Annotated in this window: 27 protein-coding genes; 16 read left to right on the top strand and 11 right to left on the bottom strand. The window is 56.2% G+C overall.

The genetic code is table 11. The features are described 5' to 3' along the window. Window positions 1–193 precede the first annotated feature (193 nt). The 14 genes from nifB to LOH54_RS08105 all read left to right on the top strand — a co-directional run bounded on the left by nifB (window position 194) and on the right by LOH54_RS08105 (window position 12027). The gene (gene nifB / locus LOH54_RS08170) at window positions 194–1576 is read left to right on the top strand and encodes a nitrogenase cofactor biosynthesis protein NifB (protein WP_231018412.1); all 1383 of its coding nucleotides are present in this window, start codon (window positions 194–196) and stop codon (window positions 1574–1576) included. Between the two features lie 110 nt (window positions 1577–1686). Continuing rightward, the gene (gene nifV, locus LOH54_RS08165; RefSeq protein ID WP_231018411.1) at window positions 1687–2802 is read left to right on the top strand and encodes a homocitrate synthase; all 1116 of its coding nucleotides are present in this window, start codon (window positions 1687–1689) and stop codon (window positions 2800–2802) included. Then, a complete protein-coding gene (locus LOH54_RS08160) occupies window positions 2793–3617 on the top strand; it encodes a GNAT family N-acetyltransferase (protein ID WP_231018410.1) in 825 nt (274 codons plus the stop codon). Before nifV ends, LOH54_RS08160 begins: the two co-directional genes overlap by 10 nt. A gap of 11 nt (window positions 3618–3628) precedes the next feature. After that, on the top strand, window positions 3629–3856 hold the full coding sequence (locus tag LOH54_RS08155) for a FeoA family protein (RefSeq protein WP_231018409.1): 228 nt from the start codon (window positions 3629–3631) through the stop codon (window positions 3854–3856). A gap of 71 nt (window positions 3857–3927) precedes the next feature. Beyond that, a complete protein-coding gene (locus tag LOH54_RS08150; RefSeq protein ID WP_231018408.1) occupies window positions 3928–4122 on the top strand; it encodes a CCE_0567 family metalloprotein in 195 nt (64 codons plus the stop codon). 39 nt (window positions 4123–4161) lie between these two features. Beyond that, on the top strand, window positions 4162–4428 hold the full coding sequence (locus tag LOH54_RS08145; RefSeq protein ID WP_231018407.1) for a hypothetical protein: 267 nt from the start codon (window positions 4162–4164) through the stop codon (window positions 4426–4428). A gap of 2 nt (window positions 4429–4430) precedes the next feature. Then, the gene (locus LOH54_RS08140) at window positions 4431–5939 is read left to right on the top strand and encodes a GNAT family N-acetyltransferase (RefSeq protein WP_231018406.1); all 1509 of its coding nucleotides are present in this window, start codon (window positions 4431–4433) and stop codon (window positions 5937–5939) included. 327 nt (window positions 5940–6266) lie between these two features. Beyond that, entirely contained in the window at window positions 6267–7172 is a 906-nt protein-coding gene (nifH, locus tag LOH54_RS08135) for a nitrogenase iron protein (protein WP_231018405.1), read from the top strand. 101 nt (window positions 7173–7273) lie between these two features. Further along, window positions 7274–7627, top strand: coding sequence for a hypothetical protein (locus LOH54_RS08130; RefSeq protein ID WP_231018404.1), 354 nt, complete (start codon window positions 7274–7276; stop codon window positions 7625–7627). A 48-nt stretch (window positions 7628–7675) separates the two neighbouring features. Continuing rightward, entirely contained in the window at window positions 7676–9148 is a 1473-nt protein-coding gene (gene nifD / locus LOH54_RS08125; protein WP_231018403.1) for a nitrogenase molybdenum-iron protein alpha chain, read from the top strand. Then, complete coding sequence (gene nifK, locus LOH54_RS08120) at window positions 9148–10698, top strand: nitrogenase molybdenum-iron protein subunit beta (RefSeq protein ID WP_231018402.1); 1551 nt, start codon at window positions 9148–9150, stop codon at window positions 10696–10698. Before nifD ends, nifK begins: the two co-directional genes overlap by 1 nt. A gap of 242 nt (window positions 10699–10940) precedes the next feature. Further along, window positions 10941–11093 (top strand): hypothetical protein, encoded by a 153-nt coding sequence (locus tag LOH54_RS08115; RefSeq protein WP_231018401.1) that lies wholly within the window; start codon window positions 10941–10943, stop codon window positions 11091–11093. Window positions 11094–11103: 10 nt separating this feature from the next. Beyond that, window positions 11104–11343, top strand: coding sequence for a hypothetical protein (locus tag LOH54_RS08110; protein WP_231018400.1), 240 nt, complete (start codon window positions 11104–11106; stop codon window positions 11341–11343). A 114-nt stretch (window positions 11344–11457) separates the two neighbouring features. Beyond that, window positions 11458–12027, top strand: a complete 570-nt coding sequence (locus LOH54_RS08105; RefSeq protein ID WP_231018399.1) for a DUF2628 domain-containing protein — start codon at window positions 11458–11460, stop codon at window positions 12025–12027. 19 nt (window positions 12028–12046) lie between these two features. Here LOH54_RS08105 and LOH54_RS08100 read toward each other — a convergent pair whose 3' ends face one another. Both LOH54_RS08100 and LOH54_RS08095 read right to left on the bottom strand, forming a co-directional pair. Beyond that, a complete protein-coding gene (locus tag LOH54_RS08100) occupies window positions 12047–13213 on the bottom strand; it encodes a hypothetical protein (protein ID WP_231018398.1) in 1167 nt (388 codons plus the stop codon). Between the two features lie 9 nt (window positions 13214–13222). Beyond that, window positions 13223–14344, bottom strand: a complete 1122-nt coding sequence (locus tag LOH54_RS08095; protein ID WP_231018397.1) for a hypothetical protein — start codon at window positions 14342–14344, stop codon at window positions 13223–13225. A gap of 192 nt (window positions 14345–14536) precedes the next feature. Here LOH54_RS08095 and LOH54_RS08090 point away from each other — a divergent pair, with 192 nt between their 5' ends. Next, window positions 14537–14749, top strand: coding sequence for a hypothetical protein (locus LOH54_RS08090; RefSeq protein ID WP_231018396.1), 213 nt, complete (start codon window positions 14537–14539; stop codon window positions 14747–14749). Next, a complete protein-coding gene (locus tag LOH54_RS08085) occupies window positions 14749–14946 on the top strand; it encodes a hypothetical protein (RefSeq protein WP_231018395.1) in 198 nt (65 codons plus the stop codon). Before LOH54_RS08090 ends, LOH54_RS08085 begins: the two co-directional genes overlap by 1 nt. Before the next feature lie 27 nt (window positions 14947–14973). On the opposite strand, the gene LOH54_RS08080 is transcribed toward LOH54_RS08085, so the two are convergent. The 9 genes from LOH54_RS08080 to LOH54_RS08040 form a co-directional block, all read right to left on the bottom strand. Further along, on the bottom strand, window positions 14974–16377 hold the full coding sequence (locus LOH54_RS08080) for an efflux transporter outer membrane subunit (RefSeq protein WP_231018394.1): 1404 nt from the start codon (window positions 16375–16377) through the stop codon (window positions 14974–14976). Further along, window positions 16364–19498: an efflux RND transporter permease subunit gene (locus tag LOH54_RS08075; protein ID WP_231018393.1), complete on the bottom strand. Its 3135-nt coding sequence runs from the start codon at window positions 19496–19498 to the stop codon at window positions 16364–16366. The genes LOH54_RS08080 and LOH54_RS08075 overlap by 14 nt, the downstream gene beginning before the upstream one ends. Before the next feature lie 12 nt (window positions 19499–19510). After that, window positions 19511–20635, bottom strand: a complete 1125-nt coding sequence (locus LOH54_RS08070) for an efflux RND transporter periplasmic adaptor subunit (protein ID WP_231018392.1) — start codon at window positions 20633–20635, stop codon at window positions 19511–19513. Then, entirely contained in the window at window positions 20632–21087 is a 456-nt protein-coding gene (locus LOH54_RS08065) for a MarR family winged helix-turn-helix transcriptional regulator (protein WP_231018391.1), read from the bottom strand. Before LOH54_RS08065 ends, LOH54_RS08070 begins: the two co-directional genes overlap by 4 nt. A gap of 106 nt (window positions 21088–21193) precedes the next feature. Continuing rightward, window positions 21194–22747: a SulP family inorganic anion transporter gene (locus tag LOH54_RS08060; RefSeq protein ID WP_231018390.1), complete on the bottom strand. Its 1554-nt coding sequence runs from the start codon at window positions 22745–22747 to the stop codon at window positions 21194–21196. A gap of 105 nt (window positions 22748–22852) precedes the next feature. Then, window positions 22853–23470, bottom strand: a complete 618-nt coding sequence (locus LOH54_RS08055; RefSeq protein ID WP_231018389.1) for a hypothetical protein — start codon at window positions 23468–23470, stop codon at window positions 22853–22855. A 71-nt stretch (window positions 23471–23541) separates the two neighbouring features. After that, window positions 23542–24360 carry a thioredoxin family protein gene (locus LOH54_RS08050; RefSeq protein ID WP_231018388.1) on the bottom strand — a complete coding sequence of 273 codons (819 nt, stop codon included), beginning with the start codon at window positions 24358–24360 and terminating at the stop codon, window positions 23542–23544. Window positions 24361–24382: 22 nt separating this feature from the next. Next, window positions 24383–25135 carry a DNA/RNA nuclease SfsA gene (gene sfsA, locus LOH54_RS08045; protein ID WP_438273280.1) on the bottom strand — a complete coding sequence of 251 codons (753 nt, stop codon included), beginning with the start codon at window positions 25133–25135 and terminating at the stop codon, window positions 24383–24385. Further along, complete coding sequence (locus LOH54_RS08040) at window positions 25135–25515, bottom strand: hypothetical protein (protein WP_231018387.1); 381 nt, start codon at window positions 25513–25515, stop codon at window positions 25135–25137. Before LOH54_RS08040 ends, sfsA begins: the two co-directional genes overlap by 1 nt. Window positions 25516–25557: the final 42 nt, after the last annotated feature.

The following is a 25557-nucleotide window of genomic DNA, read 5'->3' as shown; positions in this document are numbered from 1 at the left end:
GGAGTGAGGGGACAAAATTGTCGAGATTGTCGGTGGTGGTAGCCCCAACACGCGGAAAAGGGCTGGAATAGGGTTTGCAACATTGGCAGCAGAATATGATTGTAGCTACATGATGCAAGGTCAGGTTCGTCAAACCTATACATCTATAAAAGGAGCTAAAATGAGCTGCGGTTCAAGCCCAACAGAATCAGCATTGCCAGCTGATATTGCAGAAAAGGTCCACGATCACCCATGTTACTCTGAAGGAGCCCACCACCACTACGCACGTATCCACGTTGCGGTTGCACCGGCATGTAATATCCAGTGTAACTACTGTAACCGTAAATACGACTGTTCCAACGAGAGCCGTCCGGGGGTTACAAGCGAACGCCTGACGCCGGAAGAGTCCGTCAAGAAGGTTATGTTCGTCGGCGGTGAAGTTCAGCGTATGAGTGTTCTTGGTATTGCCGGACCGGGAGATGCCCTCGCCAACCCGGAAAAAACATTCAAGACGTTCGAAATGGTCCGCGAAAAAGCGCCTGACCTGAAACTTTGTCTCTCTACGAACGGTCTCGCCCTGCCGGACTACGTTGATGAAATGGTCAAATACGACATCGACCACATTACGGTCACGATCAACTCTGTAGACGAAACAGGTGAGATCGGTTCGAAAATCTATCCGTGGATCTACCACAACAACAAACGTATCTACGGTAAAGAAGCGGCGCGCATCCTGCTCGAGAAACAACTCGAAGGTATGGCGAAGTGTGTTGAGCACGGTATCCTCATCAAAGCGAACTCCGTTCTGATCCCGGGTATCAACGACAAGCACCTGCCGGAAGTTTCCAAGAAACTGAAAGAGATCGGTGTCTTCCTCCACAACATCATGCCGATCATCTCCGAGCCGGAATTCGGTACGAAATTCGCCCTCGACGGTGTTCCGTCTGCGACTGACCAGCAGCAGATGGAAGTGCAAGAAGCGTGCGGTATGGATATGAAACTGATGCAGCACTGCCGCCAGTGCCGCGCCGATGCCGTCGGTCTGATCGGTGAAGACCGCGGTGCGGAATTCACGAAAGAACGCTTCGCTGAAATGAGCTTCGATGCCCTCGAAGCACACTACAACGTTGAAGGACGCAAAGAGGCGCACGCCAAGATCGAAGAGTTCCGCTTCTTCCTTGACAGAGCGAACGAGCGTGTCCGTAAAGAGAAAGCAGACCTCAGTTCTGACGGTCAGACGATCCTCGTTGCCGTTACGACAGCGGGCGAAGGTATGATCAACCAGCACTTCGGTTCTGTTAAAGAGTTCCTTATCTACGAAGCAGGCGACCTCGGTATCCGCTTCATCCACCACCGCAAACTCGACTATGAGTACTGTGCAGGTCCGGATGGCACGAACCCGATCGACGCGATCGTTGAAAAACTCAAAGACTGTAAGCTGATCCTCACGGCGAAGATCGGCGGTTGTCCGCAGGATGACCTCAAAGCAGCCGGCCTCGTCGCCGACATGAGCTACGCTTATCAGCCGATGGAAGCTTCCGTCCTGAAAGCAACGCGTAAATACTTCAATCTCCCCGAGGAGATGGAAGCGAACTAAGCAATCGCTGTCCCCGCTTCGGCGGGAAACAGCAAAAGGCCGCTAAGAAGCAGATAAATGCTTTCGCATTTGCGTCAGATGAGACGAATTGACGAAGGTGAAGGATGGAAATGGCTTTTATCAACGACACGACGTTACGTGACGGTGAGCAGGCGCCCTATGTGGCGTTCAACACCGTTGAAAAGATAGCGATCGCCCGCGCGCTTGATGCGTGCGGCGCCGATGAACTCGAAATCGGCATTCCCGCCATGGGAACGCGCGAACAGGAAGACATCCGCGAGCTTCTCGCCCTGGGGCTGGGGGCGCGGATGATGACCTGGAACCGTGCGACGATGCGCGATCTCGAGGCGTCGCTTGAATGCGGCGTGCCGGCCGTTGACCTCTCCATTCCCGTTTCTGACATTCTGATCGACGTCAAGTTCGGCGGTGACAAGGAACGGATGCTTTCGCAACTCGAGGCAGTCATCTTGGCCGCGAAACGCGAAGGACTCTATGTCTGCATCGGAGCCGAAGACAGCTCCCGTGCCGATCTCTCCTTTATTGCCGAAGTGATGCAACTGGGCCATACGCTCGGTGCTGACCGTTTCCGCTACTGCGATACCGTCGGGATTCTGACACCGACGCGCACCTATGAAGCCATCAAGGCATTGGTTTCCCTCAATCTCCTTCCGATCGAAATGCACACGCACAATGATTTCGGTCTTGCCAATGCCAATGCGCTCAGCGGACTCGATGCCGGTGCACAGAGCGTCAATACAACAGTTATCGGACTGGGCGAACGGGCGGGCAACGCCTCCTTCGAGCAGATCTCGATGGCCCTCAAGCATCTCTACGGCGACGCGCGTCATATCGACGCGATGCAGATGCGTTCGCTCATTGCCATCGTTGCCGAGGCGGCGGGCGTGACCATCGCGCCGAATGCTCCCATTATCGGGGAGCGCCTCTTTGCCCATGAGAGCGGTATTCATGCCGACGGTATGATGAAAAACAGCCGTGCCTACGAACCTTTTGATGCCGAAGAGGTCGGGGGGCTTCGCGCATTCCCGATCGGCAAACATTCGGGAACGGGCACGGTCATGTACCATCTCAAACAGCTCGGTATTACTGCCGAAAAGAGTGCGTTGCACTCATTGCTGCCACGGATCCGCGAAATCGTGACGTCACGAAAGCAGGTCCTTGACGACATGGAGCTCGTATCTCTTTACAGGCAGAGTCAATGTTCATAGGATGGCTCAAATTTGCAGACGTCAGTGAACTGGTCAAGATTGCCGATACGGTAGGCTGGCTCGCTGACGGCTACCATATCAAACTGATGATGATGCACTCTCCGCACCTTTGTTATGGCGCCTATGAAGACGGCAAGCTTGTCGGGGCGATCATGTCCATCGGCTTCTCCGAAACGGCGCAGATGAAATATTTTATGGTGCGTCCGGAATATCAGAAGAAGGGAATAGGCACCCGCCTTTTCAAGACGCTTCTGACGGTACTGGAGAACGATTTCCGCAAAATCTATCTCCATGCCAACCCGGATCTCGTGCCGTTTTTCAAAGCCCACGGCTTTGAATCGAACATGGAAGTGGGCCGTTTCATTAATGTCGGCAAGGTGCCGCCGTTCAACTTTACCAATGCGCACGCGAAGGAACTGGACGGCGGCAACTTCGAGTCCGCCATCTCCGTCATCGACCATGAGACCTTCGGCGAGAACCGTCTGGAGTTCCTCATGGACGAGATGGAACGCACAAGCTCGCTCAAGTTCACGCTGCCCAATGCGTTCCAGCACTCCAGCGTCGTGAACGCACGCCATGTCTATCTGGGCCCCTGGCAGGTCCGCGAAGGGCATGAGGACGAAGCGGAGAAGATGATGAAAGGGGTCCTCTATTTCCGGGGGCTCAAAAAGGTCTTTGCCGATGTCCCACTCGGGGTGAAGCCGGTCGTGGATCTTTATGAGAAGTACCACTTCAAACAGCAACAGACGTTCGTCCATATGAGCAAGGGCGGCAACTCGGTTAAGTTCGAGAACATTTACGCATTTTCACTTTAAAGGAGCCCGAAATGTGTTTACTGCAGATGAAAGTCGGTGAAATAGCAGCGGTGGACGCTATCAATGTCCACGGTGCACTGCGTGCGCGCCTGCTGGCAATGGGCCTGATGCCGAATGCGCAGATCAGCATTAAGCATTTCGGCTGGTTCAAAAGCACCGTCCAGGTGATGATCAACCGTACCCTGGTCGGCCTCCGCAAAGAGGAAGCAGCCCTCATCGAGGTCCATAAAGTGGCCTGAGGGCCTCTTTGCAAAGACGATTTCGGTCGTGTTTGCAGAGGGGCCTGAACCACCTCGAACAAGGAGATAGAATGTCAGCTGATGCAAAAGAACTGAAAAAAGAGTTGGCCAAGCGCAAACGTCTGGCGGTAGAGATCGCTTCTGAGATCCACGATATCGTCGAAGACACACTCTGGACCGATTACGTCAAAATGCCGGAACTGAGTGAAAAACTTCGCGTTGCCGTCGAAGAAGCCAACACGTTCAAGACTGAAAACGGTCTTTGATCCCTCCCGCCCAGGACTCCCGTCCCGCGGAGGCTAATCATGCGCAGTAAAGAAGAGATCCTGCAGATGGAGATCTGCGAATGCGGCGAAAAAAACGTGGCCGAGGCCATCGACATCTTTCAAAATACCTCCCTCCCTTTCAAAAAAGCAAAAAAGCTTGTGACCGAATGCAATAAGAGTTGTTGCCGTGCCGCACTGGTAAAATTGTACGACATGAACCAGTTCGGTACCTATGATTTCGAAGAGATCGAACACCTGATTGAACAGCGCCTCGAGCGGATACGCCGTCTGGCGGAAGGAGAGTGAGCATGACCGAACCGCAATGGGAGACCCTGCGTGCATGGTTGATGGAGCAGCGGGCCATTTCATCGGAGATCAAAGCGCCCACGGAGGTGAAGCGTCTCGATCTCAGCAGCCGTGCCCTGGCGCAGCTGCCTGAAGCGTTCGGACTGCTCAGCGAACTGGTCGCGCTCAACCTGGGCAACAACAAGCTTTCATCCCTGCCGGAGTCCATGGTGTCGATGACGAAACTGAGCAACGTCGATCTTCGGCGCAACGCCTTCAGTGCCGTACCGGCGCTCCTGGGCATGCTTCCGGTCCGTTCGCTCAATCTCAGCGGGAACCGCATCAGCGACGTTTCCGAACTGACCCGTTTCACGACGCTCCGGGTGCTTGATCTCAGCGGTAACGTTCTTGAAGGCTTTGAGCGCTGTCTGAGTGTTCCCAATGAACTCCGGACCCTCAACCTCGCGACGAACTATATTAAAGATATATCCGCGATGCCGGCCCAGCTCACGTCCGTCGAACGGCTGAACCTGGAAGGCAACCTGATCACGTCCATTCCCCCGGAGGCGGCGTACCTTAGTTCCCTGCTGGAACTGGACCTCTCCGACAACCGTATCGAGACCATCGACAAGGCCTTTTTCACCCTCGGCGTCGAATCGGTCAATCTCGCTTCGAACCGTATTCGTCACATCGCCCTGCACGGGCTGGACGAGCTCGAGGTACTGACCCTCGACGACAACGCGCTCTCAACCCTGGAGATCGCGGATGATTTCGCCCCCTATCTGCGGGCGTTCTCCTGCGACGGCTGCGGGCTGACGGCGTTCCCGATGCTGCCGTCGAGCGTCCTGGGGTCGCTGTGCTACTCCTCCAACGCCATTGCCGAGCTGCCCGAGTCGATCAGCCGCTATGAGGAGCTCTACGAACTCGATATCGACGGTAACGCCATTGTCGACCTTCCCGAAGCGCTGGCAAATATGAAGAACCTGAAATCACTCTATATAGGAGACAATCCTCTGAATGAGCATGCGAAGCTGGTGATTGAAGTGCTCCACCCGGAGATCTGCGACATCAATATGAAAACGGGGATCACCATCGAACCGGCAACGGAGGAGGACCTGCCGCATATGGCCGGACTGCTGGGCGTGCTTTTCGCGATTGAACAGGATTTCGAGATCGACTTCGACAAGCAGCTCTCGGGGATCGCAAAACTCTACGCCCACGAGGGGACCGATCTGCTTGTCGCGCGTCACGAGGGGAAGGTCGTCGGCATGCTGACGATGCAGCGTCTCATCTCCAGCGCCGAGGGGGATTTTGTCGGACAGATCGAAGACCTCGTCGTTCTACAGGAGTACCGTAAGATGGGGGTGGGCAGCCGTCTCATCAACAAAATGCGTTTCATGGCACAGTCCTACGGCTACAAACGCATCCAACTTGCCGCGGATATCGACAATGAAAACGCACTGCACTTTTACACCCGCCGCGGTTTCCGCCGCACCAATCTCACCGTCTTTCATTTTAAAAATAATATTTAAGCTTCCAAGCCCCTATTTAGGGGCCTTAAGGGCATTTTGTCGCATATACGACAATTTTTGTCCTTTTTGCGACAATTTTGAAGCCCGTGTATCCTTCCTGATTTTGAGAATTCCTTTCAGTAGTAAATCCTCTCAAACTCCCTTGTTTAGGTGCTTTCCGGGCTTTTACGACAAAATGTCGGCACTGCTGCAAATCCTATTCTTACAAATTTGTTCCTTTTTCCTATTGTTGTCCGTATTTTTTAGGAATGTAAGGAATTGTCGCTGAAAAAACCGGGAACGCATCATGCACCAACTACGGCGAAGTACATCTACAAGGAGAAAAAAATGGCTGAACTTCGTCAAATCGCATTCTATGGTAAAGGTGGGATTGGTAAATCTACTACTTCCCAAAACACTCTGGCTTCTATGGCTCATTACTTTGATAAAAACATCATGATCGTTGGTTGTGACCCGAAAGCGGACTCAACTCGTCTGATCCTTCACGAGAAAGCACAGTCTACAATTCTGCAGCTCGCTGCTGAAATGGGTACTGTTGAGGACCTCGAACTCGAAGATGCAATGAAACCGGGTGCAGGTATTTTTGCTCCTGACGCACCGGGCGGTTGGATCAACTGTACAGAGTCTGGCGGACCAGAGCCGGGTGTTGGATGTGCAGGACGCGGTGTTATTACTGCAATTAACTTCCTCGAAGAAGAAGGCGCTTACGAAGAAGAAGGTCTTGACTTCGTTTCTTACGACGTTCTCGGTGACGTTGTTTGTGGTGGTTTCGCTATGCCGATCCGTGAAGGTAAAGCTCAGGAAATCTACATCGTTATGTCTGGTGAGATGATGGCAATGTACGCTGCTAACAACATCTCTAAAGGTATTCTGAAGTATGCAAACACTGGTGGCGTTCGCCTTGCTGGTCTGGTTTGTAACGCTCGTATGACTGACAAAGAGTATGACCTTGCTATCGCACTGTCTAAAGACCTCGGAACTCAGATGATCCACTTCGTACCGCGTAACAACATCGTTCAGCACGCTGAACTTCGCCGTATGACGGTTGTTGAATACAGCCCGAACTCTGACCAAGCTCTTGAGTACAAAGAACTTGCTCGCAAAATCATCGCGAACGACATGAAAATCATCCCGACTCCGCTCGAGATGGACGACCTCGAAGACCTTCTGATGAAATACGGTCTTGAAGAAGAGGCTGACGAAGAAAACGTTGGTAAGGCTGCAGAAGCGTAATCGCCTTTGGCTTTCCTTGGTTGAAAGATGCGTTTTCCCCTTCGGGGGAATAAAAATTCTCATAATGAAAAGAAAAAAACAGACAAAGAAGGAGAATTATTATGTTTATTCTTGGTTTCCACTTCCCAGCAGATATGGGGAATTCAATCCCGGACGAAAAAGTTGTTGAAAAACTGGATAACTCAGGCGTTGATTTCGGCAGCGTCAGCGAAATTAAAATGATGATGGAAAGCCGTGAAGGTCAAAAAGAAGAGCTTTCTTATACGAACAAAGATACGTTCATGTTCAAAGCACTTGTACACTACGCTACAACGGCTGAGTCTGACTACATGATCTATACAAACCGCTATCAGATTGCAGAGCTCTCCAAGCGTCTCGATGCAGGCGATGACGAGACTATGGCCCTTTGTAAGAAATTCGACTCTATGGCTCAGTTCCGTATTACGGCAGCGTAAGCAAACTATTAAATTATAGATTCTTTAAAAGACATAGAGGAGGATATTATGGGTCCAGAATCATTGGAAGCAAAACAAAAAGCAGCGATTGAAGAGGTACTCAAGGCGTACCCGGAGAAAGCTGCAAAAAATCGTGCTAAGCACCTCGGTGTAGGTTCACCGGAGGATGAAAGCCAAAAAACTTGCGGTAACGTTCGTTCGAATAAGAAAACTGTTCCGGGTGTCATGAGCCAGCGTGGTTGTGCTTATGCCGGTTCTAAAGGTGTTGTTTGGGGTCCGGTTAAAGATATGGTTCATATCTCTCACGGTCCGATCGGTTGTGGTCAGTACTCACGTGCCGGCCGTCGTAACTACTACATCGGTACAACCGGTGTCGATACATTCGTTACGATGAACTTCTCTTCCGACTTCCAGGAAAAAGACATCGTCTTCGGCGGTGACAAGAAACTGGCTGTCTGTTTCGAAGAGATCGACGCACTGTTCCCGCTGAACAACGGTATCACTGTCCAGTCTGAGTGTCCGATCGGTCTGATCGGTGACGACATCAACGCGACTTCTAAAGTTTACGCGAAAGCGACTGGTAACACGATCGTTCCGGTTAACTGTGAAGGTTTCCGCGGTGTTTCTCAGTCCCTGGGTCACCACATCGCGAACGACACTGTCCGTGACTACGTTTTCGACGGCAACGTTGAAACACTGGGTGACGCTATCGAGCCGACTGAGTACGACGTTGCGATCATCGGTGACTACAACATCGGTGGTGACGCATGGTCAAGCCGTATCCTTCTCGAAGAGATGGGTCTGCGTGTAACTGCTCAGTGGTCAGGCGATGCTACGCTCAAAGAAATGGCACAGACGCCGAAGGTTAAACTGAACCTCCTGCACTGCTACCGTTCTATGAACTACATCTCCCGTCACATGGAGAAAGAGTTCGGTATTCCTTGGGTTGAATACAACTTCTTCGGACCGACTCAGACGTACAAGTCACTGCGCAAAATCGCTGCATTCTTCGACGAGAAGATCCAAGCGAAATGTGAAGAAGTCATCGCGAAGTATGAGCCGATGATCAACGCTGTTGTTGACAAATACCGCCCGCGCCTCGAAGGCAAGCAGGTAATGCTGTTCGTCGGTGGTCTCCGCCCGCGTCACGTTATCGGCGCTTACGAAGACCTCGGTATGGAAGTTATCGGTACGGGTTACGAATTCGCACACGACGATGACTACAAGCGTACAAAAGACGAGATCATGCGTTCAACTGTCATCTACGATGACGTCAACGAATACGAGCTCGAAGCGTTTGTCAAGAAACTTGAGCCGGACCTCGTTGCTTCTGGTATTAAAGAAAAATACGTCTTCCAGAAAATGGGTCTGCCGTATCGCCAGATGCACTCTTGGGACTACAGCGGTCCGTACCACGGATTCGACGGTTTCGCGATCTTCGCATCCGATATGGACCTCGCGATCAACTCTCCGGTTTGGGGATATAGCAAAGCACCTTGGGAAACGGAAGGAGAAGCGTAATGCAGAACGTAGATAAAATCGACAACGGTAAAAACCTTTTCCAGCATCCTGAGTACCGGGATGTCCTGGCAAACAAAAAACAGTTCGAGGGTGCCTGGGGCGCCATCGACAAAGAAAAAGTCGCTGAAATTGCTGAGTGGACGACTACGTGGGATTACCGCGAAAAGAACCTTGCTCGTGAAGCGATCACTGTCAACCCGGCAAAAGCATGTCAGCCCCTCGGTGCTGTCATGGTTGCTCTCGGTTTCGAGAACTGTATGCCGTACGTTCACGGTTCACACGGTTGTGTTGCTTACTTCCGTTCATACTTTACACGTCACTTCAAAGAGCCGACACCGTGTGTTTCCGACTCTATGACTGAAGACGCGGCGGTATTCGGTGGTTTGGTCAACATGAAAGACGGTCTGAAAAACTGTGCAGCAGTTTACAAGCCGGACATGATCATGGTTTCCACAACTTGTATGGCAGAAGTCATCGGTGACGACCTCTACGCGTTCATTACTGCAGCGAAAGAGGAAGACGGTGGTGTTGACCTTCCGGAATCATTCCCGATCCCGTATGCGCACACTCCGTCTTTCGTCGGTAGCCACATCACCGGTTACGACAACATGATGCACGGTACAATGCAGCAGCTCACTGAAGGGAAGAAAACTGAAGAGGTCAAAGACCGCATCAACATCATCCCGGGCTTCGAAACGTACATCGGTTCTATCCGTGCGGTCAAAACGATCGTTGAGAAGATGGGTGCAGACTACATCATGCTCGGCGACCACTCTGATCAGTGGGATATGCCTGCAGGTGAGTACAACATGTTCGCCGGCGGTACTAAACTGGAAGATGCAGCTGACTGTATCAACTCCAAAGCGACAATCTCTCTGCAGAAATACGCGACTCCGAAAACTATGAAAATGGTTCAGAAGCGCTGGAAATCCAAAGAGAGCACAACATGTAACCCGGTAGGCCTGAAAGGGACTGACGAGTTCATCATGAAGCTTTCCGAGCTGACTGGTAACGAAATCCCGGCAGAACTGAAGATCGAGCGCCAGCGCCTGGTCGACGCAATGCAGGATAGCTACCCGTACATGCACGGTAAGAAATTCGCGATCTGGGGCGACCCTGACTTCCTGATCGGTGTTGTTTCCTTCCTGCTCGAAATGGGTGCGGAACCGACACACGTACTGTGCCACAATGCACCGCGCGGTTGGGAAGATGAGATGCGTGCGCTTCTCGACACTTCACCGGCTAAAGACGATCTGAACGTCTGGGCAGGTAAAGACCTGTGGCACATGCGTTCATTCCTCTTTACTGAGCCTGTCGATTTCATGATCGGTAACTCTTACGGTAAAGAGCTGATGCGTGATACGGGTACTCCGCTCATCTACATGGGCTTCCCGATCTTTGACCGTCACCACCTGCACCGCTACTCACTGAGCGGTTACGAAGGTGCGCTCAACATGCTCACTCAGATTACGAACAAAGTTCTTGATCAGCTCGACGAAGAGACGAAGGGTATCGCTACGACGGACTACTTCTTCGACCTTATCCGCTAAATCTCTTCCCCCGGGGAGAGGGATACCTGTTTTTTTGAGATTGCCGCGGCCCCACGGCCGGTTCGGACCGCTGGGGCGGCACCGGGGCGTCTTCTTCGGACCCCCGACTTTCTCTCTCCTCAATTCATGTTGCTCCCTTCGGGGAGCACTCCATCCCACTATCTTTCAAGCACGATTTTTGCATAAGTTGCGGAAAAAAGGACACATGTATGGCCGTTTCCGACAAGATCAAGGAAAATCTGATGAAAGAGATCTACACCAACATCGACAAACTTTATGATTTTATGGAGCAGCACTACGCGCTCAGCGATGAACACCACGATCTCGTGATCCGGGAACTTAACAAACTCAAAGATCAGTTTTACCTGATCTCCAACAACAGCAAACTCTCCTAGGACGCCCCGTATGCCTGCGCAGTACCACGTCGTCATTGAAAAGCTCTGCGGCTGTGCGAAGAAGAGGGATCTCGAGCAGATCCGCAGCTTCTACAGCCGCGAAGAGGCGGAGGAACATGCGTACGAATGGGCCGATACCCTCAACAACAGCTTCTGCGGCAAACACGGTTTCGACGTCAAGGAGACGGGCGACAACTTTGTCATCTCCGTTGAAGAGGGCGGTTTCGTTGAGGCGTGCGAACTTTACTAGCCGTAGGCGATCTCCGCCAGACATTCACGATATTAAATGCTTTTTCTGATAACATAAGAGCCCTTTACAGGGTGCCTGCCCGAGAGGATCAAGGATAATCCGAGGAGTTGTGTGATGGAAAATCAACCGTATATGGACGTGGCAACCGTCGAAGAAGTGCCGACGGAATCTAAAGAGGAGCATGCCCCCGGCATCCACTACGATGATGCGATGCTGGGTGCCTTCGTCCAGAAGCCGGAGAAGTTCGCCTGGTACAAGCGTACCTTCGCCAAGTTCAACCGGAACGGCGTAGACGGTTTCGCCTGGAGCTGGTCCTGGTGGGCCTTCTTCGTGACGTTCTGGTTTCTGCTCTACCGCAAAGCTTATCTTGCGGCCATCGGCTATTTCGGTGCGGCGCTGCTCTTTTCATTCCTGTCACTCGGGCTTATTGGCACACTGATCTTCATGATCATTGCGGGGGGAACTGCTCCCTATTTTGTCTACAAAAACTACCGCGATCTGCAGCGCAGGGCTGAAGCCGTTTCGACGGATACCGAGGTGCGCATCGCGACGATGAGACAGCTCGGCGGCTACCATACCTGGGTTGTCGTCGTCGCTGCAATCATCAATACCCTTTTGCTGATCGGCGTCTTGCTGGGATTCGTGGCCCTCGGCGTCGTACTGACCAGTACCAGCCAGGGATAATTGCCCACAAGAATATGCCTTAGAGACCCCGCTGTGCGAAGAGGGCGATCGTCATCTGCTGTGCGGCGAGTATTGAAGCCTGCACGACGGCGATGTTCATGTTCATCGACTGCTGGGTGGAAACGATCTGATCCGCCTGCAGTCCGATGTTGTCGGCCATGGCCAGGATGAGATCGGCCTCTTCGAGGATGCGGTTGGCCATCACCCCGATATCGGCGGAGAGCTGCAGCATACTTTTGAGTGACGCGTAGAGCGTGGGATCGGAGGTCATGGACTCCATGCCGCTGATCGCGACGACATAGCCGTCCACTGCCGTGGAGAGGGAGCGGAGCATCACCGCGAGACTGCCCAGGTCGACCAGGGTGTCCGCGGAGACGTAGAAGCTGTTATGGACCGAATTCGCCGTGATATCGCTATAGACGGATTCGACTTCGCCCAGATACTGACGAACATCCCAGGAGACGGCTTCGAGCTCCATGGACATTGTCCACGGTGTCAGGCTGACGGCATCCATGCGCTGCGCCAGGAAGTCGCCGCTCGATTTCAGCCCTTCCAGTTGATTGTTGAAACTGTTCGATTGCATCACCGATACCATCGCAAGCATGTTTTTCTGCGTCTGCAGCAGGGTAGACTGGGTGAGGGCGACGTTGTCGTTTTGCAGCTGCTGGGTCTCGAGGATGCGGTCGGCCATCAGGCCGATGTTGTCCGACATGATCAGGATCTTGTCCGCCATCTCGCCGATACGGTCGGCCATCGTTCCGATGTCGTCGGAGAGCTGGAGCATGGCCGTGATGCCGTCGTTCAGGGTGGCGGCGTTCATGGAGGAGGAGAGCATCTGCAGGTCTGTGGAGAGATGCAGGGCTTCATTGGCGAGGCCGAGGACCGTCACGGTGTACTGATCGAGCGCCGTCAGCACGTCCGCGTCCACCTGCAGCGGGGCGGCAAGGCTTGCGTCGATACGGCTGATCTCGTTGACGAGATCGCGCGCCGCGTTGTTCGCCTGAAGCAGGGGGGCGCAGACGCTGTCGCTACCGAGGTTGATCGCTTCGAGCTGGCTCTTGAAGGTGACGACGTTCGCATCGGCGGTTTGAAGATCGCTCAAAAGCGCCGCGTTGAGCGGGAGCCAAGCGGCCAGCACGGCGCCGAAAAGCAGCAGGGTTTTGAATGGGTTATTGAATGTTTTCACGGTGCCTCCTTAGGGGTTCATGGACTGGAACAGGGTGATCATGGTGCTCTGCGCACTGAACATGGAGTGGAACATCGTCTCAAAGCTCCCCTGCTGCAGCTCCTGGGTCTGGCGGATGCGGTCGGTCATGATGCCGATGTTGTCGGCCATCACGATGATTTTGTCCGACATCTCCATAATGCGGTTGGACATGGTGCCGATGTCGTAGCTGAGCTTCAGCAGGCTGGCAATCGCCGCTTTCAGCACCGCGGAATCGGTCTGATCAGAGAGGGTTTCGATGGCGGTGGCGAAGGTATCCAGGCTGTCGCCCATGCCCTGGTGGATCTGGGAGAGGTCGCCGAACATCGTCAGGGTATCGTCGCTGGGTTCCATGACCGCGAGCTGGTTGTTTTTGGCGGCCCACTCGTAGAGGTTCTTCGTGGAGATCATGAGCCGCGAAGCGTTGGCTTCGAGCCCTTGCAGCTGGACGTCCATCGTCGTCTCCGAGAGGGTCGTTGCCGCCATGGCGTCGGCAAGTGCCTGGCTCTTGGTGATGAGCCCGGAAAGCGTGGCGTCATAGATCTCCGGCATGAGCGCATCGCTGAGCGCGATCATATTGCTCTGCGTCTGCAGTACGGACTCCTGCGTCAGGCGGACATTGCTGTTCTGCAGCTGCTGGGTGATGAGGATACGGTCCGCCATGATGCCGATATTGTCGGCCATGACAAGGATGCGGTCCGCCATTTCGAGGATGCGGTCGGCCATGCTCCCGATATCGTCCGAGAGGCGAAGCATCGCTGCCGTCAGCAGTTCGAAATTGGAGCGTTCATAGCAGCTGCCGCTCGTCTGCAGCCCCGTGGAGATACGGAAACTGTTCTGGGCCATCTGCAGCGCCAGCGCCGAGAGGCTGTCGAGGGAATCGAGGTCGTCGACATTGACCGAGTAGGGCGAGGGGATATGGGTGTACACCATCTGGATAGAGGCGATATACTCCTTGACGGACGTATTGAGTGTCCCGAGTTCGCTGCAGGAGCCCTCCTGGGCAAAGCTGAACGCGGCGAGTTCGCCGTTGAGGGTTTCGCCCTGGGTGACGAGACCCTGCAGGTCCGTTGTCGTCGACGCCTGGGCGCTCTGCCACAACAAGAAAAGCATAATCATGAGACTTTTTCGAATCAAAAGTATTCCTTGAAAATTGGTATTTTGGGGCGGAATATTATCGTAAATTATATTATGTATTTATGTTGATCCCATGCTAAATCAGAAAATCAAGAATAGAGGTGAGCGGAAAAAGGGCTTCTGGAACGGGGTATGCAGAAGGACGGAAACTCAAAAAAAGGATTACAGATGGAATACCATGTTGTAGTAGAAAAAATGTGCGGATGCGCGAAGCGCAATAACATGCCGCAGATCAAGACCTTTGATGACAAAGAGAATGCCCTGATGGTTGCCCGCGCCTGGGCGCAGCAGCTTAACGAATCTTTCTGCGGGAAGCATGAATTCAACGTAATCTCCGTCGACGACAACTACGTCATCTCCGTCGGTGAGGGCAGCTTCTGATGGAAGAGGAAACGTTCTTCTACTGCCAGGAGTGCAACGGGAAAATCACCTTGGATCAGCTGGCACTTCTCAATGAAGGCAAATGCCCGCACTGCGGTTCGCTCGCCGGTTTCTCCACCAATCCGAAAGGGACCGAGGACGGCTTTGAGAAAGCGAGAGTCCTCAACGATTCGGATTTTCTTAACGGGAACTTCTGATACGGAGTTCCGGGAGCCTGGCGCCCGCTAGGGGCGCGCACGCTTCCACCCGCCTCCCAGGGCTTTGTAGAGGGAGATCTGGTTCGTGATCCTTGCGGCACCGAGCTGCACCAGGTTCAGCCGCGAGGCCAGCAGGGCCCGCTTGGCGTCGATCACCTCCAGGTAGGTGCCGTAGCCGCTGTCGAAGCGGCGCTGCGACAGGGACAGCACCTTCTCATACGCCTGGTTCGCCTCCTCCTGCGCGGTGAGCTTCTCATCGGCCGCGCGGATCTTCGCCAGCGCGTCGTACACCTCTTTGAACGCCACTTTCACCGTCTGCGCATAGACCATGACCGCTTCGTCTTTTTTCGCCTCCGCCTCGTTGACGCTGTTCTCGATCCGACCGAAATCGAACAGGGGAACGTACAACGCGGCGCCGAGTCCCCACATCTGGGCCGAGGCGTTGAGCAGGTTGTCAAGTTCGCTGCTGCTGTAGCCGGCGGTGCCGGTCAGCGAAATGGTCGGGAAGTAGGCAGCCTTGGCCACGCCGATCGTCGCGTTGGCCGTACGCAGGCGCGATTCGGCGGCGAGGATGTCGGGGCGCCGCTCGAGCAGGCCCGAGGTGAGGTCGGCCGGGACAGGCTGCGGGTCGGGCAGGGCGCTCATCGTGGCGTATGCCGCTTCGAGCAGCTCTTTGGGGGAACGCCCCAGCAGGATGCCCATCGCGTTTTCGGCGAGGGCATGCTCCTCGCGCAACCCGGCGAGAGAGACCTTCGCCGTGGCATAGAGGGCGTGCGACTGCTGCAATGTGAGCTCGTCGATGGCGCCGTGCTGGAACTGGCGTGAGCGGTACTCGTAGCTCTCCTTGTAGGCCTGGACCGTCTCCTCGGTGACCGTGATCTGCCGCCGCAGGGAGACGAGGTTGAAATAGAGTTCCGAGACGCCGGCAATGAGGCCGATGCGGACGGTCTCCCGGTCGGCATCGGTGGCAATCAGCTCGCCGCGCGCCGCCGCTTCGAGGTTTTTGTATTTACCCCAGAAGTCCAACTCGTAGGCCGCCGTGACGGAGAGGTCGAAACTGTTGTAGATAAACCCCGAGAAGGGCGAAAGCGTCTCCCCGCTGGTCTTCTGGCGGTTCGCCGACGCCCCGCCGTCGAGGGTGGGATAGCGTTCGGCGCGGCTGTAGCCCAGCGATGCCGCTGCCTGGGCGACGCGGCTCGCGGCGATTTTCAGGTCGTCGTTGTTGCGCAGCGCTTCCCCGACGAGGGCATTGAGCATCTCGTCGTTGAAGGCCTCCCACCACGCCGCGCCGATCGTGCTGGCATTGGCATCGGCCGAAACCGCGCTTTGTGCCGGCAGTTCGGGCGGCGTGACGGTGAGCTTCGGCGCCATGGAACATCCGCCGAGCAGCCAGAGGGCCGCCGCGAGGGAGAGGAGCTTAGTTGCGTGCATCTTCGCCTCCTTTGTCGGTGTAGAATTTGGCCCGCAGGCGCATGATCAGGTAGTAAAAGAGCGGGATGAAGAAGATCGCGACCACGGTCAGCATCACCATCCCGCCGACGACGGTCGTCCCGATAATATGGCGGCTGTTCGCCCCGGCCCCGCTGCTCAGCGCGAGCGGCAGCGTCCCGCCGATAAAGGCGAGCGACGTCATGACAATGGGGCGGAAACGGATCCGCGCCCCTTCAATCGTCGCCTGGTAGAGGTCAAGCCCCTCGCGCAGTTTCTGCTGGGCGAACTCGACGATCAAAATCGCGTTTTTCGCGGTGAGGCCGACGAGGGTGACGAGCCCGACCTGGAAATAGATGTCGTTCTCGAGCCCGCGGAAATAGACTGCCAGTGTCGCACCGAGCAGGGCGAACGGGACGGTCATGAGGATCGTGAACGGGATCATCCAGCTCTCGTAGAGGGCTGCGAGGATCAGGAAGATGAAGACGATGGCGAAGATAAAGGCGTTGTTGCCTTTGCCCGCCACCTGCTGCTCCTGGTAGGAGGTACCGGCCCAGGCGATGGTATAGCCCTCGGGCAGGACCTCCGCCGTCACTTCCTGGATGGCGCGCATCGCGTCGCCCGAACTGTAACCCGGGGCGGGCTGTCCGGAGAGCTGCGCCGCCGTGAACATGTTGAAGCGCTGGACGACGCTCGGACCGACGATGCGCTTGGCGTCGACGAGGGAGCTGATCGGGATCAGCGCGCCGCTGGAGGAGCGGACGAAAACGTCGCGGTAATCCTCGACGCTCTCGCGGTAGGAGGGCTCGAGCTGGACGTTAACGTGGTAGGTACGGCCGTAGAGGTTGAAATCGTTGGCGTACCCGGTCCCGAAGGTCGAGCCGAGGGTCGTGTAGATATCGGAGATCTGAACGCCCAGCGCCTTGGCCTTGTCCTCGTTGACGGTGATGCGGTACTGCGGCACGCCGGCGTTGAAGGTCGTGCGGACCCGCGTGAGCTCCGGCCGTTCGTTGGCCTTTGCGACGAGCTGCTTCATCACGCCGTCAAAGGCGAGAAGGTCGCCGCCGGTGCGGTCCTGGACATAGAGCTCAAAACCACCCGTGGCGCTCATGCCGCGGATCGGCGGCGGGTTGACCGGGATGATCATCGCCTCTTTGTTCTGCATCATCTGCATCATGAATTTGCCGGCCATCGCGTCGGCGCTCTGTCCCGGTTCGGTCCGCTCGGACCAATCCGAGAGGTGCGCAAAGGCGATCCCCGCATCGGACTTGAAGGCGAAGGTCGCGAGGTCGATCCCGCTCATGGCCCCCAGGGATTCGACAAGGGGGTCGGCCAGAAGGGTATCGGCGACCTGGTCCTGAACTTCGACGGTGCGTTCAAGCGAGGCCCCCGGCATAAGGTAGGTAAGGACCATCAGAACCCCTTTGTCCTCGCCGGGGACAAGGCCGGTCGGCAGTTTCTGCGACAGCCACGCGCCGGCGCCGATAAGGACGCCGAAGATCAGCAGGTTCATGAGGGCCAGTTTGAGCGTCAGGCGTACCCCGCGGTTGAAGCCGGAGGTGAGGCGCGCGAAAAAGGTGTTGAAGAGACGGATCGGCAGGATCGGCGTCGGCTCTTCGCGGCGCAGGAAGACGTTACAGAGCGCCGGTGTCAGGCTGAGCGCGACGATACCGGAGATGACGACCGAGATGACGATGGTCATGGCGAACTGCTGGTACATCACCCCGCTGAAACCGCCCATGAGCGAGGCGGGAATGAAGACGGCCGAGAGGACGAAAACGATCGCGATGACCGGTCCCGTGATCTCGCGCATCGCCTCGATCGTCGCTTCGCGGACGGTGAGCTCCTTGCGCTCGTGCAGCAGGCGTTCGACGTTCTCGATGACGATGATGGCGTCGTCGACGACGAGCCCAATCGCGAGGATCAGGGCAAAGAGCGTCAGCAGGTTGATGGAGAAGCCGGCAATGTAGAGCCCGGCGAAGGTCCCCACGATGGAGACGGGGATTGCCAGGACTGGAATGATCGTCGCCCGGACGTTGCCGAGGAAGAAGTAGATGATCAGAACGACCATCACGATCGCCTCGGCGAGGGTCATCAGTACCTCTTCGATGGAGGTCTTGACGAAGGTCGTCGTATCGTAGAGCGTATGGTAGCGGACATCCTCGGGGAACTTCTGCGAGACCTCTTCGAGCACCTTCGTCAGTGCCGCATCGACCTCGAGCGCATTGGCGCCGGGCGCCAGGAAGACCCCGGCCACGGCCATCGGCTCCTTGTTGCGGGTGCCCTTGAGCATGTAGCGTTCGGCGCCCAGTTCGACCCGTGCCACGTCTTTGAGGCGCAGCGAAGAGCCGTCGGGGTTGGTGCGCACGAGAATGTTGCCGAACTCATCGGCGGTCTTCAGACGCCCCGGGGTTGTGACCGTGTAGGTATAGGCCATCTTCTCCACGGCGGGTTCGCCGCCGATCTGTCCCGCGGCGAGCTGGACGTTCTGGCTGCGGATGACGCCCAGCACGTCGTTAACGGTCAGGTCATAGGCCGCGAGGCTGTCGGGTTTGAGCCAGACGCGCAGGGCGTACTCTTTCGAACCGAACAAAAACGCGTCCCCGACACCGGGAATACGCTTGATGTCGTCGATGACGTTGATCAGGGCGTAGTTGTTCAGCCACAGCGCGTCATGGACGCGGTTTTCGGAGGTGAAGGCGATGACGCGCAGCATGTCCGGGGAGCGTTCGCGCACACTGACCCCCTGACGGCGCACCTCTTCGGGCAGCTTGTTCAGGGCCACCTGGACGCGGTTGTTGACGTCGACGTTGGCGGCGGAGGGGTCCGTGCCGGTGGCGAAGGTGATGCTCATGGTCAGGATCCCGCTTGGTGAGGCGGTCGAGGTCATGTAGATCATATTCTTCGCGCCGTTGATGGCATCTTCGAGCGGGGCGGCGACGGTGTTGGCGAGGGTCTCGGCATCCGCACCCGGGTAGACCGCCTGGACGTTGATCTGCGGCGGGACGATACTGGGGTACTCCTGGACCGGCAGTCCCTTGATCGCTACGACCCCCGCCAGAATGACGATGATGGAGAGGACCGAGGCGAAGATGGGCCGGTCGATGAAAAATTTTGAAAACATAAACGGTTACCTTTATTTCCCTTCCGCATCGACGGTTTTGTCGATAATGACCGGGGCGCCGGGCTTGACACGGAAGAAGTTGTTCACGATGACCTTGTCACCTTCGGCGAGCCCTTTGCGCACGACGAAACTGTTGCCGACGGGGTCGCCGAGGACGACGGGACGGACGGCCGCCTGCCCCTCCTGCTCGACGAAGACGATGGTGCCCATCGGGTTCTGCAGGACCGCTTTTTGCGGGATCATGATGACGTTGTCGCGGCTGATCCCCTCCAGTGTCACGCGTCCGAAAGTCCCCGGCAGCAGGAGGTTGTCGCTGTTTTTGAAACGTGCGCGTACACTGATGCTGCCCGTCTGGGTATCCGCCGTCGGCGCGATAAAGTCGATGTCGCCGCTTACCTTGATGCCGTCAACGTCGAGGGAGGCTTTGAGACGCCCCTCATTCCCCCAGCTCCAGCGCCCCTCTTTGTTCTCCACGCGCGCTTTTTGCAGATCGCCCGAAGGGATGGAGAAGAGGGCGTAAATCGGGTCCGTTTGGGTGATTGTCACCAGCGGCGTCCCGGCGTTGACGACGTTGCCCACGTCGGTCTGCTTGATGCCGGCGATCCCGCTGATGGGGGCTGTGACGTCGGTATAGCCAAGCTCCAGCTCTCTGGTCTGCAGCTGCGCCTTGGAGGCATTGACCTGCGCGCGGGCCGTTTCATAGGCCGAGAGCGCGGCATCGTGCTCCTGGACGCTGATGGCGTTGTCCTTGTAGAGGGCCTGCGCCCGTTTCCAGTCACGCTCGGCTTTCGTATAAAGCGACTCCTGCAGGATGACGGAGGCCTTCTGTTCGTTGACCGCCGCCTGGTAGAGGTCGGGCTCGATTTTGTAGAGGCGGGTGCCTTTTTTGACGTAGTCGCCCTCTTTGAAACGCTTCTCAAGCAGCACGCCGGTGACGCGGGAGACGACGGTCGCGCTGCGGATGCTTTTGAGGCGGGCGGGGTAGTTCAGGACGACGTCGCGTTTCGCGACGGCTTTGACGACATAGGCGTCGGCGTGCGGGGCCGGGGCGGCGGGGGCTGCCGTTTCGGCGACGAGGCTGCTTCCGAACAGCAGTGAGGCTGCGAAAACGAGCGGGGCGTAGGGGGGGCGTTTCATTCTGATGCTCCTAATTGCTTGGTATGGGTTTCGGAGGTGTCGACGATCGTATCGAGGACACGAAAAAAAGTCTCTATCTCTTCCGGGGTAAGCCGGGCTTTGATGGCATTGTTGAAGGTCAGGGCTTTGGGAATGACTAGGTCAAGGATCTCCTGTCCCTTCGCGGTGAGGTGGATCGGTTTGATCCGACGGTCTTCGCTTTTGCGTTCGCGGACGATCAGCTCCTTCTTTTCAAGGGCGTCAAGGGCCCGGCTGACGGTCGGTTTGCCCTTGGCAAGGATCTCGGCGATCTCGGACTGCGTGATTTCGCCATCCTCGCTGATGATCTTCAGTGTCGCAAACTGTTCGGGCGCGATTCCGAAGGGTTCGATGCATTTCGTAAAACCGGCATGGATAATATTGGCCGTGCGGTTGAGACGAAATCCGATTGAAGTATCCAGCAGATATTCCATAGGGCTCCTTTAATTACCTATGCAACTATTGCGTAAGCAACCTTTTTATACGCTTAGCATCTGAGGTTAAAAAGCGGGAGGGATGCAGGGCCTAAGAGCCCGGCGTTTAAATCAGCGCGACGGCGCTTTGGAGGGAGGGGGCGAAGGTGACGTTCTCGAAGCGTTTTTCGTGGTTGAAGCGCATCAGCTTCTCCGTGAAGGCTTCGGGGGCCGCGATGATCACCTTGACCCCGTCCTTTTTCAGTTTCTCGATCAGGTCCTTGAGGGTAAAGATCGCTGTGATATCCATGAAAGGAACGTTCAGAATGTCGATGATGACCGTTTTCGTATCGAGCAGGTTGTTTGCCTGGTGTTCGAAGAAAGTGCTCGAACCGAAGAAGAATGCGCCGTTGATACGGATAATGCGCGCGTTCTCCCCGTCGAGGTCCGGCTGGCTGCCCGCACCGGCGTTTTCCAGTACGATCTGCGTCTCTTTGGTGATACGATAGACGATGAGCAGCGATGCCAGGACGATGCCGAGACCGACGGCAGTGATGAGGTCGACGAAGACGGTGACGAAGAAGACGGTCAGCATCGTCATCAGGTCGCTGCGGGGGCTCTCTTTCCAGACCTTCAAGAAGCGGTAGTCCAGGATGTCGACACCGACCTTGATGAGGATGCCTGCCAGCACCGCGAGTGGGATCTTGGAGGCCAGCGGGGCAAGGAAGAGGACGATGAGCAGCAGCACTACGGCATGGATCATGCCCGAGAGACGGTCGGTGCCGCCGCTTTTGACGTTGATGACGGTCCGCATCGTTGCCCCCGCGCCGGGGACGGCCCCGACGAGGGCGCAGAGCGCATTGCCGATCCCCTGGCCGAAGAGCTCGCGGTCGGGGTTATGTTTAGTCCGGGTGACGGAGTCGGCGACAATGGAGGTCAGCAGCGAGTCTATGGTGCCCAGCACGGCCAGTGTAAAGGCGAGGGAGAGGATGATCGTGTAATGTTCCAGCGTAAAGTCCGGCAAGACAAGCTTCGGAAGTTCGGCGGGAATCGTGCCGATCGTCTCCACCGGCAGCTGCAGCAGCGCAGAGATCGGAGTGAGCACGACAAGGGCGATCAGCGGAGAAGGGACGACTTTGGCGAGGCGCGCCGGGGTGAAAAAGACGATGGCAAGGGCAGCGAGTGCCAGCAGGAGGGCCCAGGGGTTTGTCTGGGGCAGCAGCGAGGGCAGGGTGACCAGCAGGTGCAGGACGGCGGCGTCGGAGGGGAGCCCCAGCAGGGGGTTGAGCTGCAGCAGGATGATGATGATGCCGATCCCGCTCATAAAGCCGGAGATGACCGGGTAGGGGATGAAGCGGACAAATCGTCCCAGTCGCGTGAAACCGAAAACGACCTGGAAGATACCCGCCAGCAGTACGACGGTCGCGACCAGCCCGACGTCGCCGCCCAAGGATGCGACGGCGGCGGCCACGACGACGGTCATCGGCCCCGTCGGGCCGGAGATCTGGGTGCGGGTGCCGCCGAACAGCGCGGCGAAGAAGCCGAGGATGATGGCGCCGTAAAGACCCGCCGCCGCGCCGAGACCGCTGGCGACGCCGAAAGCGAGCGCGAGCGGCAGCGCGATGACGGCCGCCGTCATACCGCCGAAAAGATTACCGCGAAGATTGGAAAAGAGAGACAACTGTGGGCCTTTGCATGACGGCACCGGGGCCGCCGAAAGATAAATGGCATTGTATAGCAGATAGGGTGAAATGCGGATGACAAATTTGTCATCCACAGTCGCGGGTTAGCCCTTGAACGCTTTGATTTTGAAAAGGCCGATCGTAAAATCGGGAAAGACGATCACATCGTAGGCTTCGCCGGGATTTGGAAGCGGAATGAGAATCGTTTCGGCGCCGTAGCTGACATTGATGTCTTTCTCACCCGTAAACCCTACACCCGGGAACTCTTTGACAGCACAGGCATTGAAGGTCTCTGTATTACCGTCGGCCGTGACGTCCAGGCTGTAATCTGTGATATTGACGACGCTGAGCGTCCCCGGAGCCGGCTGGTGGATAATATGATTCTTGTCTACACTGCCATTGTTGCAGTTTGCCGCAATATAGGCATTGATTAGATCCCCGCTGTGTATGGTCTCCACCCCGATTTTTGTTGACGTGTCAATCGTCGTCGTATACCAGACGTCGGGGGCTTCAGATACGGCTTCGAAATCATCATCTTTCTGTGTTTTGGGCGCAATGGTGTAGAAGCTCTTGTTGAAGAGGTGTCCTACGATATCGGCGTCAGTCGCGTTGATCATCGTGATGAAATTCAATCGCGGCTCAGTGGAACTGTCCTCGCCGCAACCGGAGAAGGTCAAAGCGGCCGCGGCAGCCGCGGCCAAAAGAAGCGGGCGTATTTTCATATTATTCCTTCGTCAAAGCAATCGGTTTGGGGCATTGTACTGTATGCGGAGCAACGGGTCAACACCCCTGCTTAGGGACGCTTGTCCGCTCCCAGCCAGTGAGTAAACTCTTCGCGGCTGTTGTAACCGGCGACAGTGTGGTACCCCTTCAAGGTCACGGGGTCGATAAAGTGGACGACGGGGGTGAAGGAGATGTTGAACTCCGGCGGGAACGCGTCTTTCTCCTTGTTGAGGATGACAGGGACGTATTTTTGGTGTACGAGGGCGTTGACATCCTCCTTGCGCAGAACGAGCTCTTCGAACTTCCGGCACCAGGGGCAGTAGTTCGCGACAAGGACGAGCATGACGTTTTTGTGCTCTTTTTTGGCCCGCTTAACAGCATTGTCGAAGTTTGTTTCATACCCCAGCGACGCCGCGAGGCTCCCTTTCTCCTTGACGCGTTTAAGCGTACCGCGTTCCTGGGCGTACTGGTCGGCGAACTTGGCCAACAGCTCGTCGACGCTGTCTTCGAGGTTCTCCTCGACCGTGTCGCTGTCATAGGGAAAGGTGAGAGCGTTCTGGTAGGTCAGGGCGAAGACTCTGTCCTTCGAACCGGTGCGCTGCACCTGCTCGCCGATCACGAGCCGGACGCTGATCAGCACGCTTTTGCCGACATACTGTTCCGCGACGAGCAGGGCGAGGGAGCGCCCGCTGTAGCCCTTTGTGTCGATGCCGAGCTCCCCGGTCATGGCGTCGAGGGCTTCGCGGAGGTAGGTTTTGCTGCTTTTAGGCACCTTTTCGCCGGAAATGTCAACGACGGGATAGACTTTGTCGACGCCGCGCAGGGTAAAGATGGACTCCGCGCCCAGCCAGGTTGCCGCGAAGAGTAAAAGAATAAATAGACGGTTCATAGTTTCAGCTCCAGAAAAAAATCTAACGCGCATTGTAACAGCCTTTCTTACGATCCGCGTTAGACGGCACTTTGGATAGCGGGATCAGCCGATGCGTTCGGCGAGGGCAACCCCTTCGGGCGTAAAAACTGCCCGGTAGATCAGCACTTCGACGCCTGCGTCGCTTGCCTGCGCCAGAAGGGCGGCGTAGGCGGGGTCGATATGTGCCGCTGCTTCGACGGCGTCCCCCTTCGCGCAGCACGGCGAAGAAGAGCACGGCGCGGTCACCTTTCTCTTTGACTTCCATCAGCTCTTCAAGATGCTTCTGCCCCCTCGTTGTTACGGCGTCGGGGAACATCAACGTGTCGCCTTCGCGCAGGGTGACGCTCTTGACCTCCACGAAACACTTTGCATCCCCTTTTTCGAGGAGCAGGTCGATCCGGCTGTTTTGGCTGCCGTATTTCACTTCCCTACGGAGGCGGTCGTACCCCTGAAGTTCCGTGACGACCCCTTCGCGGACCGCCTCTTCGGCCAGTGCGTTGGCCCGGGCCGCATGGACCATCACTGTCTCCCCGTCGGCATCTTCGACGAGCTCCCAGGTGTAGCGCAGCTTGCGTTTGGGGTTGTCGCTCTCGCTGAGCCAGACACGCAGCCCCTCCTCTTTGTACCCTTTCATGGAGCCGGAGTTTGGGCAGTGGGCCGTAACGATACTGCCGTCTTCGAGCCTTATGTCGGCGAGAAAACGCTTGTAGCGTTTGATGAGGGTTCCCGGAATGAGGGGCGTCTTGTACCGCATTACGCCTCCTTCTCCGCATCATTCGTTTTGGTGTCGCGGAGATGGTCATAGATGGCGGGAATGGTCCCGGTGTGGGGGTAATGCAGGTAGTAGCGGCGCAGCAGCTGGTTGAGCTTGTTCTGGTTGAAACGCCAGTAGTGCTCTTTGTCGAAGGCCTCGTGGCGTACGATGTATTGGAAGAGTTCCTGTTCGCTGAGCGGCGCCTCGTGGCGATGCTCCTTTTCGATAACCTCGAGCATCAGGGTTGTCAGCTCCTCTTTGGAGGCTTCATTGCTGTCGTCGTCGGGCAGCGGCTTGTTGGGCAAAAAGGCATAGAGTTTCCAGGCGGCCAGCACGGTGGCGGCGGTAAAAGCGATGATCATAATGGTTTGAATAGACATTTCGGGCATACTCGCGACAAAAAAGTGTCGTATATTGTAGCC

This window comes from Sulfurimonas sp. HSL-3221 (assembly GCF_021044585.1).
Classification (GTDB): domain Bacteria; phylum Campylobacterota; class Campylobacteria; order Campylobacterales; family Sulfurimonadaceae; genus Thiomicrolovo; species Thiomicrolovo sulfuroxydans.
This window is presented reverse-complemented; position numbering and strand designations above follow the sequence as displayed.